The 12,727-nt window shown below is 52.7% G+C and carries 17 protein-coding genes; 7 read left to right on the plus strand and 10 right to left on the minus strand.

From position 1 onward, the window contains the following. The 4 genes from C772_RS11765 to C772_RS11780 all read right to left on the minus strand — a co-directional run. Positions 1–204 (minus strand): HTH domain-containing protein (locus tag C772_RS11765; RefSeq protein WP_035002220.1); only part of this gene is annotated, 204 nt, incomplete at its 3' end. Positions 205–405: 201 nt separating this feature from the next. Further along, positions 406–1,623 (minus strand): ABC transporter permease, encoded by a 1,218-nt coding sequence (locus C772_RS11770; RefSeq protein ID WP_008300220.1) that lies wholly within the window; start codon positions 1,621–1,623, stop codon positions 406–408. Next, entirely contained in the window at positions 1,620–2,300 is a 681-nt protein-coding gene (locus C772_RS11775; RefSeq protein ID WP_008300222.1) for an ABC transporter ATP-binding protein, read from the minus strand. The genes C772_RS11770 and C772_RS11775 overlap by 4 nt, the downstream gene beginning before the upstream one ends. A 1-nt stretch (position 2,301) precedes the next feature. Then, positions 2,302–3,621: an efflux RND transporter periplasmic adaptor subunit gene (locus tag C772_RS11780; protein WP_008300225.1), complete on the minus strand. Its 1,320-nt coding sequence runs from the start codon at positions 3,619–3,621 to the stop codon at positions 2,302–2,304. A 331-nt stretch (positions 3,622–3,952) separates the two neighbouring features. On the opposite strand from C772_RS11780, the gene C772_RS11785 reads away from it, so the two are divergent. From C772_RS11785 to C772_RS11800, 4 genes are all read left to right on the plus strand, one after another. Further along, positions 3,953–4,555: a trimeric intracellular cation channel family protein gene (locus tag C772_RS11785; RefSeq protein ID WP_008300226.1), complete on the plus strand. Its 603-nt coding sequence runs from the start codon at positions 3,953–3,955 to the stop codon at positions 4,553–4,555. A gap of 722 nt (positions 4,556–5,277) precedes the next feature. Next, entirely contained in the window at positions 5,278–6,063 is a 786-nt protein-coding gene (locus C772_RS11790; protein ID WP_008300228.1) for a class I SAM-dependent methyltransferase, read from the plus strand. Positions 6,064–6,076: 13 nt separating this feature from the next. After that, a complete protein-coding gene (locus tag C772_RS11795) occupies positions 6,077–6,262 on the plus strand; it encodes a hypothetical protein (RefSeq protein ID WP_008300230.1) in 186 nt (61 codons plus the stop codon). Between the two features lie 65 nt (positions 6,263–6,327). Further along, entirely contained in the window at positions 6,328–6,588 is a 261-nt protein-coding gene (locus C772_RS11800) for an iron-sulfur cluster assembly accessory protein (RefSeq protein WP_008300232.1), read from the plus strand. 50 nt (positions 6,589–6,638) lie between these two features. Here the strand turns inward: C772_RS11800 and C772_RS11805 are convergent, their stop codons facing one another. The 5 genes from C772_RS11805 to C772_RS16680 form a co-directional block, all read right to left on the minus strand. Then, a complete protein-coding gene (locus C772_RS11805; RefSeq protein ID WP_008300234.1) occupies positions 6,639–7,406 on the minus strand; it encodes an STAS domain-containing protein in 768 nt (255 codons plus the stop codon). Next, positions 7,360–8,037, minus strand: coding sequence for a cobalamin B12-binding domain-containing protein (locus C772_RS11810; RefSeq protein WP_008300236.1), 678 nt, complete (start codon positions 8,035–8,037; stop codon positions 7,360–7,362). Before C772_RS11810 ends, C772_RS11805 begins: the two co-directional genes overlap by 47 nt. A gap of 1 nt (position 8,038) precedes the next feature. Next, positions 8,039–8,383: a globin family protein gene (locus tag C772_RS11815; RefSeq protein WP_008300238.1), complete on the minus strand. Its 345-nt coding sequence runs from the start codon at positions 8,381–8,383 to the stop codon at positions 8,039–8,041. Then, positions 8,380–8,685, minus strand: a complete 306-nt coding sequence (locus C772_RS11820; protein WP_008300239.1) for an antibiotic biosynthesis monooxygenase family protein — start codon at positions 8,683–8,685, stop codon at positions 8,380–8,382. The genes C772_RS11815 and C772_RS11820 overlap by 4 nt, the downstream gene beginning before the upstream one ends. 134 nt (positions 8,686–8,819) lie before the next feature. Continuing rightward, positions 8,820–8,987 carry a hypothetical protein gene (locus tag C772_RS16680; RefSeq protein WP_008300241.1) on the minus strand — a complete coding sequence of 56 codons (168 nt, stop codon included), beginning with the start codon at positions 8,985–8,987 and terminating at the stop codon, positions 8,820–8,822. A 177-nt stretch (positions 8,988–9,164) separates the two neighbouring features. On the opposite strand from C772_RS16680, the gene C772_RS11825 reads away from it, so the two are divergent. Both C772_RS11825 and C772_RS11830 read left to right on the plus strand, forming a co-directional pair. Beyond that, positions 9,165–9,551: an ArsR/SmtB family transcription factor gene (locus tag C772_RS11825; protein ID WP_008300242.1), complete on the plus strand. Its 387-nt coding sequence runs from the start codon at positions 9,165–9,167 to the stop codon at positions 9,549–9,551. Beyond that, positions 9,541–11,646 (plus strand): heavy metal translocating P-type ATPase, encoded by a 2,106-nt coding sequence (locus C772_RS11830; RefSeq protein WP_008300244.1) that lies wholly within the window; start codon positions 9,541–9,543, stop codon positions 11,644–11,646. Before C772_RS11825 ends, C772_RS11830 begins: the two co-directional genes overlap by 11 nt. Positions 11,647–11,687: 41 nt before the next feature. Here the strand turns inward: C772_RS11830 and C772_RS11835 are convergent, their stop codons facing one another. Beyond that, on the minus strand, positions 11,688–11,948 hold the full coding sequence (locus C772_RS11835; protein WP_008300246.1) for a hypothetical protein: 261 nt from the start codon (positions 11,946–11,948) through the stop codon (positions 11,688–11,690). A 242-nt stretch (positions 11,949–12,190) separates the two neighbouring features. Here C772_RS11835 and C772_RS11840 point away from each other — a divergent pair, with 242 nt between their 5' ends. Further along, positions 12,191–12,721, plus strand: a complete 531-nt coding sequence (locus C772_RS11840) for a GNAT family N-acetyltransferase (RefSeq protein WP_008300248.1) — start codon at positions 12,191–12,193, stop codon at positions 12,719–12,721. The last annotated feature ends 6 nt before the right edge of the window (positions 12,722–12,727 follow it).

Here is a 12,727-nt window from a genome sequence, read left to right on the forward strand (position 1 = left end):
TTTTGGTATATCCGGCCCGATCTGCTTGGGATCCAACCCTGCCTCCAGGAAGATTTCATATGGCGTCTTACCTTCCTGATAGGCCTTCACGGCATTCAATTTGAATTCAGGCGCGTATTGTATGGTCTTATCCGTCACATGAAGGACGTTAGGATTGTCCTCGAGAAGTCGGCGAATGGATTCATTAATCGGTTGGCGGCTCATCAAAATCTCCTCCGTTCAACTTTGTGTTCAGTATAGCGGAGTTTTTGACCACGCAAAAACCCCGAACCGGGACTTTTTTAAAGTGTCCGTAGTTCGGGGTTCAGTTCATCATTGCTGATTCGGGGTCTAATTCCACTGTTATTTCTTGTTTTGCACCACTCAACTGAACGGGTTACATCGCATGCGCTGCCTCTTTCCTCATTATTCATACCTCAATGCATCAATCGGACTCAGCTTGGAGGCTTTATTGGCCGGCAAAATGCCGAACACAATCCCGATCATGGATGAGAAGAGAATCCCTACAATGACGACGACCGGATTGATGATCGGGGAAAACGGCAAGAACACGGCGGCTACCGCTGTGACGAGTGCCGCAAAACCGATTCCGATCAGTCCGCCAAGTGAAGTCAGCGTCACCGATTCGATCAGGAATTGCCGGAGAATCTGGCCTCGTGTGGCCCCGAGTGCCTTGCGCAGGCCGATTTCTCTCGTGCGCTCGGTGACGGAGACGAGCATGATGTTCATGACTCCGATGCCGCCGACGAATAGCGAGATGCCGGCGATGCTGCTGATGAACAGGGTGATGGTCAGATAGAAGCTGTCGAATTCTTCGACATAGGCGGACATGTCCTCGGCGACATACATCCCTTCATCGCTGCCGGTGAGTTCCGTCAGCTTCTCTGCTGCGGCAAAACCGGTTTCCGTCAAGTAATCGGGCTGGTCAGCGATGATGTTGATCGTATCAATCTCCGGACTCCCGAACATCATGGAAATGAGTGTGCGGGGCATCAGCATCTGGCCGTTCGAGAATCCCTCCATGTGCCGGAACTCCGGGGGGAGCGTGGACTCGTATACCCCGACCACCTTATACGGATTGTTATTGATGTCGATGATGGCCCCGACCGCTTCTTCATCCGGTGCAAACATGTTCTCACGGGTCAGGGAGTCAATCATCGCGACGCGTGAGTAGCTGTCAGTATCCCTTGTGTTCAGGCGGCGCCCTTCCAATAGTGTCAGGTCTTTGGCGATAAAGTACTGGTTGTCGACACCGATGATTTCCATGTCGGCAGTGTGTTCGTTATGGTTCATCGTGCCCCAGCCGCTGTTGGTGCCGAGAACATATTTCACGCCGGGCACTTCGTTCACTGTATCCAGATGTTCGGCGGTCACTGCCGGCGGTTCGACCCACATCATTTCCCCATTTTCTTCGTACGTGGTTTGTTCAAAGTAGAGGGGGATGGCATTTTCGTCCGTACTGAACAGGTCATCCGCCATCTGCTGGCGGGCACCGTCTCCGATCGCCACGACGATAATGACGGCGCTGACGCCGATGATGATGCCGAGCATCGTCAGGATGGAGCGGATTTTATGGTTCCAGATGGAGGACAGGGCGAGTGCAAAACTTTCCCGGATGTTCATGATGTCACCTGCCTGTCATCCACGATCAGGCCGTCACGCAGGACGATGATGCGGTCCGTCCAGGCCGCGATCTCTTCCTCATGGGTAACGATGATGACCGTCTTGCCTTCGCGGTTCAGTTCGGTGAGCAGATCCATGATTTGCGCACCTGTCCTTGAGTCAAGCGCGCCTGTCGGCTCATCCGCCAAAATGACGGTGGGATGGTTGACCAACGCGCGGGCAATGGCGACACGCTGCTTCTGGCCGCCTGACAGTTCGCTCGGCAGATGTCCCGTCCTGTCCTTGAGGCCGACTTTCTCCAGAAGGCCGAGGGCGCGTTCGGACCGCTCTTTTTTCGAAACCCCTGCATAGAGCAGAGGCGTTTCGACATTCTTTTGGGCGTTCAGGCGGGGGAGCAGGAAGAACTGCTGGAACACAAAGCCGATATGCTTGTTGCGCAGGCCCGCCAGCTGTTTTTCATTGGCCTGTTTCACATCTTCTCCGTTCAGGGAGTACGTGCCGCCGGTCTGCTTGTCGAGAAAGCCGATGATGTTCATCAGCGTCGACTTGCCGGAACCGGACGGCCCCATGATGGCCACGAATTCACCGTCCCTGATTTCCAGATCCAGGCCACGAAGGACGGGAACAGAAACACTGCCGCTCCCATAGGTCTTGGTAATCTGAGAAAGCCTGATCATGTCAGTTCGCCTCCGATTCGTCGGCTTCCGGCTCCGTTTCTTCCGGGGCTTCCCCGCCTTCTGCCGGCTCTGCTTCTGTTTCCGTTTCATCCATCATGCCCGGCTCTTCCATACCTTCGACCATATTCACGAAATCCGGAACTTCCTGGCCGGGTTCGAGGTTGTTCATCATGATGACGTAGGGGTTGGTGACGACCAGATCGCCGGGTTCCAGGCCTTCCGCGACGCCGGCGAACTCGTCATTCATCTCACCGAGCACCACCGGGCGCTTTTCAAGGATGTTGTCGTCGTTGATCACATAAACAAATTCATTGCCTTCCTCGTCCATATCCAGCGCCATATGAGGGATGGCCAATTGTTCGCTCTGTTCAAGGTCGGAGACATTGATCTCCAGTGATACATGGAATCCTTGGCGCAGATCTTTCGTGTCTCCGGCAATGGCAACCGTGAACGGATACATCGTCACATTGCCGCCGCCACCTCCGAATTCATCCATGCCGCCCTGGTCACCTTCAGGAAACTGGGAGACGGATTCGATGGTGCCATCCCATGTCCGGTCTTTAAACACTTTGGGCCGGATGACGACCGCCTGTCCCGGCTTGACTTTTACCGTGTCAAACTCGCTCATCGTCCCGATCACTTTGAACGGGCCGCTCGAAATGATGTGGACGATCGGCTCGGCGGATCCGTTTTCGGTGGGTTCCACATTTTTATTGACCTTCACGACGGTGCCGGCAATCTTGCTTTTGACGGTCAGTTTTTCTTTCTGGATGGCCGTCTCATCAATTGTCTGCTGAGCCGAGCTGACTTCATCTTTAATGCCTTCGATGTCCATTTCGAGCTGGACGATTTCCTTGGACGCGGCATTCAGTTCTTCTTTCGTGATGTCGGGATTTTTCTTCATGTCTTTTAAGAGTTTTCGCGCTGCCGCCAATTCATCATTTGCGATGGCCAGGCGCTTTTTTGTCAGATCACGCGTTCGGACGGCTTTATTGTATTCACTGTTCACAGCGGAGTCATCATATGAATACAGCGGAGTGTCCGCTTCGACAACCTGGTTTTCCTCTACGAAAAACTCATTCACTTCACCATTTTCGGCTTCATGGAACACCTTCTGTTCGTCGCTCGGGATAATCTGTCCCGTGACAAGAATGCTCTCGCCCAGCTCCTGCATGGCGACAGGCTGTACCATTACCGGCTCGTCAAGCTCTTCAGATGCACCGGCAAGAAACAGCCGGTCCTTGAAGACAAATGCCGCTGCCCCCAGCAACACGACGGCGAGGACGATGATGCCTGTCCAAATCATGGCTTTCTTCTTCATATTTTCCCCCTTGATATTCAGCGCATCGTTTTCTATCTATTTGCCTTTTGCGCCCTTTATGTTTCCCCGTACCCAAACATGGATTTAGGGCATGAAAAAAGTGCTCCGCCCGTTGCTGGTCATCGGCCACTTACATCTGAAAAAAACGGGATGAGCACATTTCCTCATGATTATACAATATTTTCCGAAAAAGAACCGATATAAATTGGATATTATTGATAGAAATATGATGACAATTGAAGGAATTTGGTGATTGGACTCATTCCGAATGCCATCTATAATGGAGATTCATGAAGGTTGTGATGTTCGATGGGAAGGAAGGGGCTGTCCAATGACTTGGGACGTATTGAATATCATCGGTACCCTCGCCTTTGCCGTCAGTGGTGCGCTCGTCGCGATGGAGGAGGATTTTGACATTTTCGGTGTGATGATTCTTGGGTTCACCACGGCATTCGGGGGCGGGACGATCCGCAACCTCCTCATCGGGATTCCGGTGGAAGACATCTGGACTCAGGGCAATCTGTTTATCCTGGCCTTCACCGCCATTCTGGTGGTGTTTCTGTTTCCGACACACTGGTGGATCCGCTACTGGAACCGATGGGGCATCTTTTTCGATGCGATCGGACTGGCTGCGTTTGCCATACAGGGTGCCCTCATGGCCGTCTATTCCGGCGCATCGCTCGCCGGGGCCATCGTGGCCGCGACCCTGACCGGTGCGGGTGGCGGGATGATCCGGGATGTGTTCGCAGGAAGAAAACCGATGATCTTCCGGGATGAAATCTATGCGCTTTGGGCGGCACTCGGCGGCCTGCTGATCGGCATCGGACTGATTAAAGGGGCGTGGATGACCGGTGCCCTGCTCGTGGCCATAGTGCTGCTCCGGATGCTGTCCGTCCACTACAGATGGCAGCTGCCGAAACGCTCCCTGACATAGATGAGTACGTGGTAATCGAAGAATAACCGACAAGCATCCGACTGTATGGAGAAACGGCGAAAAATGCTTGGCGGACTGACTGATGCCCCTTTCCGAATTGGAGGAAAGGGGTATTCCTGTGGTACTCAGCTGAATCCGCCACGTTTCGGAGTGGGAGCGCATTATACCATTTGAATCATGAAGCTGTTCCTGAAGTCACCGTTCTATTCGGAACCTTAATCCATTCCTACTATTAATAACTAATGTTGAAGGATTTTCCTTTCGTCTTTAGAATAGGATACAGCAAAGAGTTTGGAGAATTCTCCGGAAGTTTATCATCTTTTTGTGCTAGGGGATGGGAAGATTGGAGGAATGAAAAGACAGAACGACTGGAAGACCTGATCAGGAATTGGCGTACATACTGCACAGAAGAAAACTTTATCGGAATAGGATCGTCCAGAAAGGTTTACAAAACCCAAGAAAAGGTCATCGAGGTTCATCTTCACTCGATCGGTCACCTGCAATCCCAAAACGAACTGGCCATATACAACGCCATGATGCAAAGAAACTCCATGCGATTTTTGCGGCCGTTCATTTTGTTGACGAGCAGGCATCAATCAATCTTATTACGGCCCATCCCGCGCAGAGAAAACCAATCATTTGAGATCGATCCGGAGAAAGATACGGATCAGGATAAACGGTGTTATTCATGCGGTAAGGAATAGGACTAAGGAGGCCATTCAATGAATGCTGACTTCGGGAAAGTGGCGAAGGGCTATGCGCTTTACAGGAATGACCTGACGGATAATCTGTTTGAAAACCTCGCGATAAGGGGCCTGACATTTCGGGGGCGGGCAGTTGCGGACCTTGGGGCCGGCACCGGCGTACTGACGCGGATGCTCCTGGAGCAGGGGGCTCAGGTGACGGGAGTCGAGCCTTCTTCAGAACTGATCAGGGAAGCCAGGTACATCGACCGGGAATCAGGTGCGGAAATCGATTACGTGAACCGGTATGCGGAAGACACCGGGCTGCCTGAACAGTTTTTCGATACCGTGACTGCGCTGCGTGCGTGGCACTGGTTCGACGGACCGACCGTACTTAAGGAAGTGAAGCGGATCCTGAAGCCAGGCGGAGATCTTCTGATCATGGACTCCGGATTTGTCAGCGCCGATCCGGTTGTGCAAGAGACGATGGGCCACATGAAAAAGGCCATACCCGGCCGGATCAAGCCCGCGGGAAGAAAGGCGGATTCCGCACAGTCCATCAATAGTTTCCCGGTGGAGTGGTTTGCGGAGTGGCAGTCCCACGGGTTTGAACTCAAAGAGCTGTACAACGAGGATTACACGGTGGCCTTTACTCCGGAAGCCTGGTGCGGGCGGATCAAGACGCTTTCCTGGATGCTGCACCTGGAAGAGTCCGAACGGGACCAGATTATGGACAGTCTGAAACCTCATCTGATCCGGCTGTTCGGGGACCGGACCTATGAAATCGGCCATAAACTCCACGTGGTCTTATTGAAAAATGTCTGAGGAGGATTTCGCAATGCTGAAAAGCAGCGTGAGGTACGGCCTCTTTCTCTTTGCCGGTCTGACGCTGTGGCAGTTGATTGTTCATCGGGAAGTCGAATGGGGGATGGTGGTCGCCGTAAGTGTGCTGGCCGGCTTCTTTAACCTCTTGTGGGATTGGGCGAAGGTGCCATACGACTGGAACAAGCGGAGCGGAGATTGAGCGGCTTCCGTGCAGGCGGTGGTATACTCGAGAGGACAATTGTTCGACCGGAGGAGCGAAGGCACGTGTTGATTACAAATGAAGCCAAAGAGTTATTGGAGCCGTTTCTGAAAGAGCGCGGCCTGGGCGGATTGCGCCTGACCGTGGAAACGGGCGAGTTCGGTCCCCAGTTTGCCATCACGTTCGACGAGCCACAGGAGTTTGATGTCGTGCAGGAGATCAAGGGAATCCGAGTGGCGATCGATGCGCAGCTGAGCGATACGGACCTGTTGACGCTGGACGTCGAGGAAACGCCGGAAGGGCGGGGCATCGTACTCCGGAGCTGACCAAAGAAGATAAGCAGGAGCATCCCCGGCGGGTGCTCCTGCTTTTTTTCTCACCTATGTAAAGAAGTGCTCAGTTCCTCTTTTAATGAATGATTGAACTGTACCCATTGGTTAAGGTGATGATGATTCAGTTCTTTTGCGAGATTCGGCTTGATTCCGATCAGTTTAATGACATTGCCGGTCATGAAGTTCAGGGTCTTCACCAGTTGGATAAATTTTTCGATGCCATCCGCATGGACTTCTCCGACGGCTGTCAGATCAAAGAGGACCACTTCATAATTCCCCCTGAAGACGGACTGCAGGCAACTCTCGGAAATGGTGTTGATCTTATTCGCAGTGATATCGCCAAACAGGGGAATCATGCACAGTGTTTCGGACAGCGGGATAAACGGGCCGGACAGTTCATCCATCCGTCTGAGTACCTGCTCGAGCTCGTCTTTTTTCTCCAATAATTCGAAGTCAGTAGAGGCCAGGCGATATTGGATGTTCATCAGCTTTTCGATCAGCTCCTCATTGGAACTGTCTTTCGGCAGTAGCATCATAGCGGCATGGTTGTCGGCGTCCCATTGAAGGTATACGTCGAACAGGATCAGGGGATTTTCTTTGGTTTTCATATTCAGTTCCAATTTGATCGGTTCCATCCCGGACTCCGAACTGATCCGGCCCAGTTTGTTGATCGATTCTGCATCGACCAGAGATTTAATGTGTCCATTGCTCAAGTCAAACCACTGATCGGCAAGCGCCGAATAGCTGACGATTCTTCCGTCCCTGTTAACGCTCAAATACGGGAGGGGAAGGGTTAGATTCAGTTGTTCCATTTTGCTGTCCTCCCGTCTCTTTATTTTGAATCCATTTTTCGGTTTCCGGCAAATCCTTCAGGATGACTGTATCTTCCGAGCAGTACGGGCGGAGGTCATAAAGATCCGTCAGGCGTCCGCCGACAAGGACAGCCGGCTTTTTCGGAAGTTGGCTGAAAGCCTCCACGTACTGTTTGAGCTTTGGCAGGTGATACACAATGGTGACCGACAGCCCGATCACGTCCGGCTTCCATTTCTCCGCTGTCTGAAGGGCATATTCCAGAGGCAGGCTCGGACCAAAATACCTTGTTTCCCATCCTTGTTCCTGAAACAGGCTGTCGACCATCTTCAGGCCGAGGTAATGCTGTTCACCGTCGAGGCAAAGAAACATTGCCTTGCCGGCGGTCGGTTCTTTCCCGAGGCCGAATGACAGTTTGGACAGGATAAAATCACAGGTCGCGGTTGCCAAATGCTCATCGGCGACCGTGATTTCATTGGTTTCCCACAAATGGCCGATATGCCGCATGGCCGGTGTCATGAGGTTGTGGTAAACATCCGGCCCGGAGGACTTGGGATAATTCTCGATGCATGCCCACGCCTTGTCCGGATCGCCTTCCAATAGACAGGAAGCGAGCGTTTCAATGTGTGTCATGTTACACCTCTTCCTTGAGGGTTGAGATGGCTTTGGTCAAGTATCGTCTGTAGCTTTCGGCCTGTTCGCCCGTTTCTTGTTCGAGCAGGGATCGGATGATTTCAAAGTTATCGATCAGGTGCTTCGTCTTCATGCCGTGCCGGGTCAAGATTCCGTTAAGCCAGACGGCGTAATCCGTGAAAACGTTCGTCTCGTTTAATTCATAGGCGGTATGAAGATGTCTCATATGGTGATGGTTATCTTCCCGGCACTTGGCTTTTCCCTGTTCGCCGAAACGTTCCAGGAGGGCCGGCTCGATTTCATAGATCTTTTCGGTTACCTGATTGACGATCTGATCTACGTTCACCTGGCCACCACCTTGAATTTGGACACCTTTGGAATGATGGAGGCGAGTTCCTGATCCGGATACTTCTTCTCCAGCTCATGGATCCTGCGGAAATCCTCGCTCCGTGCCCAGTTTAAGTAATGTTCTTTTGAATCGAATATCAATTGCACCGTCAATTCGCCGGGACGTCGGTCGTTCTGCAGCAGAAGGAAATCGACAAACCCTTCGGCCTGATCGACCAAGCGGGAGCGGTTCTGATAGATCCGGATGACTTCCTCCGATTTTTCCGGGGGAACATCAAAAGTTGAAAAGACACTATACATTGGCTTTCCCCCTTTTTCTAGCAAATCGTGTCTTGCAAGTTTAACATACTGGCACAAAGGTGGCGTCCAATCCGAATTCTGCGGGCATAAAAAGGGCAGGGCATCCGGTCGGATGCCCTGCCCTATTTTCATTATCACCAGTCAAACAGCCGCCCGAATGATCGGCCGATCCACGTCAGCATGCCCCACAGGAGCCTGAACGGCCAGATAAGCAGTTCAGGGAACCATAAGAAAAATTCCGCAATGTCGCTTCTGTCTTTTTTCCTCTTCTGTCCTCGCCCGTCCTGTCCCTGTCCGTTCATCGGTGATCTCCTCCAGTTAAATTGATCCTTTGCTTATCGATACGGTCCACTGCCTAAAAGGTTTCACCATGCTGCTGAAATTGTCGGATAATTCGTTCTGTCCGGATTGACAAATGAGTCCGGGCTTTCATACAATAAAGTCATACATTCAAACGGATATTAGAATGAGGTGGAACCATGTCATCCGAAAAGGTCACCAGACTTTCCAATGATACATGCGATACATTTAGCTACGACGAAGAGAAAGTCAGCCGCATCCGGGCAAAAATCGACCAGGTCAGCGGCGTTGAGATGATTTTCAAGGCATTGTCGGATGCCACCAGGCTGAAGATCGCCTATGCGCTCACCCTGGAAAAAGAGCTGTGCGTCTGTGACGTAGCCAACATCATCGGCGCCACGACCGCGACGGCTTCGCATCACTTGAGGCTGCTCCGGAACATGGGGCTCGCCAGATACCGCAAGGAAGGCAAGATGGTGTTTTATTCGCTGGAGGACGATCATGTCCGGCAACTTGTCTCGATCGCAATGATTCACGAAAAAGAAGGGATCCGCCATGGAAGATAATCAGAACATCTACCGGCTGCAGGGGCTGTCCTGCACGAATTGTGCCGCCAAGTTCGAGAAAAACATCCGTGCCATCGAAACCGTGGAAGACGTCCAGCTGAACTTTGGTGCGATGAAGATCACGGTGAAGGGAGACGCCTCGATCGAGCAGCTGGAAAAGGCGGGCGCGTTTGATGGCATCAAGGTGTATCCGGAACGCCAGCGGCTGGAGAAGCCGGAGCCGTTCTGGAAAAAGCGCGAGAACATCGCTGCGATGATTTCGCTCGTGTTCATCATCGCAGGGTATGTTGCTTTCTTCCAAGAGGGAGAAAACAGTCCGGTGACCATTGGGCTGTTCGCTTTGGCCATTCTCATCGGCGGATTCGATCTGTTCAAGGTGGGGCTGCAGAACCTGGCAAAGCTCGAGTTCGACATGAAGACGCTGATGACGGTTGCGGTCATCGGTGCGGCACTTATCGGCGAGTGGGCAGAGGGAGCAGTCGTCGTATTCCTCTTTGCGGTGAGCGAAGCGCTTGAAGCGTACTCCATCGACAAGGCCCGCCAGTCGATCAAGGCGCTGATGGAGATTGCGCCGAACCGGGCCACGGTCAGGCGCGGAACGGAAGTCATGGAAATCGATGTGGAGGATGTCCGGATCGGCGACATTATGCTCATCAAGCCAGGCCAGAAGCTCGCGATGGACGGCGAAGTCATCAAAGGGCAGTCTTCCATCAATCAGGCCGCCATCACCGGCGAATCGATCCCGGTCCATAAAATGGCCGGGGACGAAGTGTTTGCCGGCACCCTTAACGAAGAAGGGGCTCTGGAAGTCCGTGTCACCAAGCGGGCGGAGGACACAACCATCGCCAAGATCATCCACCTGGTGGAAGAGGCGCAGGCGGAACGGGCCCCTTCCCAGCAGTTTGTCGACAAGTTCGCGAAATACTACACGCCCGCCATCATGGTCGTCGCCTTGCTGGTGGCGGTCGTTCCGCCGCTATTGTTCGGTGCCTCCTGGTCCGAGTGGGTGTACAGCGGGCTTGCGGTCCTCGTCGTAGGGTGCCCTTGTGCGCTGGTCATCTCCACGCCGGTCGCCATCGTCACCGCAATCGGGAACGCGGCCAGAAAAGGCGTCCTGATCAAGGGCGGCATCCATCTGGAAGAGACCGGGAAGCTGAAAGTGGTGGCCTTCGACAAGACCGGCACGCTCACGGAAGGCAAGCCTGCGGTCACGGATGTGATCAGCTTGTCGGACATGGACACTGATGAGATTCTTGGTGTTTCCGGAGCGATTGAGTCGTTCTCGCAGCACCCGCTCGCGTCCGCAATTGTCCGGAAAGCGGAGCAGGCCGGAGCGGAAACAGTCCCGGCATCGGATTTCCGGTCAATCACAGGCAAAGGGGCTAAAGCTTCGATTGGAAACGAAACGTACTACATCGGAAGCCCGAACCTGTTTGAGGAAACCCTCTCGATACCGGAGGATGTATCCCGGCAGGTAAAAGAGCTTCAGGAACAGGGCAAAACCGTCATGCTGCTTGGGACCGGCCAGGAGATCAAAGGACTGATTGCAGTGGCGGACCAGGTGAGGAAAAGCAGTGCGTCCATCATCAAAAAGCTTCATCAGCTGGGGATCGGGAAGACCGTCATGCTGACAGGGGACAACGAGGCCACCGGCCAGGCAATCGGCCATCAGCTGGGGCTGAGTGAGACGAGGGCGGAGCTGTTGCCTGAAGATAAGCTGGCGTTTATCAGAACCTTGCGCGGACAAAACGGAAATGTCGCCATGGTCGGTGACGGCGTCAATGACGCTCCGGCACTGGCCGCCGCCACGGTCGGGATCGCCATGGGCGGGGCCGGGACAGACGCCGCGCTGGAAACAGCCGATGTCGCCCTGATGGCCGATGATCTTGAAAAACTGCCGTACACGATCGCCCTAAGCAGAAAAACACTGGCGATCATCAAGCAGAACATCTCGTTTGCCATCCTGGTCAAGATCGCGGCACTGCTTCTTGTCGTACCGGGCTGGCTCACGCTCTGGCTTGCCATCTTCGCTGACATGGGCGCAACCCTGATCGTTGTCGCCAACTCACTGCGGCTTCTGCGAACGAAAGAATAAAAAAGCAGGCCGGGATTGTTTTTCCCGGCCTGCTTTTTGTATTATTGGACACCCAGCGCTTCCTCGGTACAGGAGGAATGCGGGGGATAACCCAGTTCTTCCGCTTCCCCCAAGGTCGACTCCTCGATGAAATTGGTCGGGTCGGATTCCTCAAAACAGGAAGGCGCAATGTACGTTTTATGGTTATGGTCCAGGATGACTCTTGAATCTGAAGCGTCATCCTGGAGCAAGGCAAAGGCTGCAACAGCCAGAATGATCAGCAAGATGAGCGAGACAACCAGCACTTTCACGTTTTTCCGCATGTTCCTCCTCCTTCAATTGGGGTGCGTTCTAAAAGCCCAGCATAACATGGCTTCTGTGTATAACGATGTTTGTCCTCATCATGTTCGAAAACTGTAAAAAACAGTCGGGAATCCTGAACTTGGGTATCCCGGCTGCTGAAAATAAAAGTGGACCAAACCGTAAATTCGGCACTGATTATGGATGAAAAATGGTAAACTGACTTTGCAGAATTATTTAACCATGAAGCACGAGAGGAGAAAACATGTTTCCGACCTTAGATACAGAAAGATTGCGATTGAGAGAAATAACGAAGGCTGATGCCGGCGATGTATTCGCCTGTTTTTCCGATGAACGTGTCACCCGATTTTATGGGCAGGAAACATTGGACAGTATCGAAAAGGCAAAAGCTTTTGTTGATTTCTTTGCGAACAGCTACAAGGAAAAACGGGGAATCCGCTGGGGAATTGAAGTAAAAGAGCGCCCGGGCATCATAGGGACGATCGGGTTTAATGCCTGGTCGCCAAAACATAAACGGGCAGAAATCGGCTATGAAATTCACCCCGAACACTGGAGGAAGGGATACGCCTTCGAAGCGGTATCCGAAGTCATTCGATACGGATTTGACGAATTTGGCCTTACCCGCATCGGGGCTGTTGTGTTTATGGATAATGAAGCATCCAACCAATTACTGGCCAAAGCCGGCTTTCAAAGAGAGGGCATTTTGAGAGATTATATGTACCAAAATGGAAAGGCATATGACACCTACGTCTATTCCATTCTAAAAAATGATTGATGGCAA

Origin of the sequence: Bhargavaea cecembensis DSE10 (genome assembly GCF_000348905.1) — a bacterium.
In the GTDB taxonomy this organism is placed as follows: domain Bacteria; phylum Bacillota; class Bacilli; order Bacillales_A; family Planococcaceae; genus Bhargavaea; species Bhargavaea cecembensis.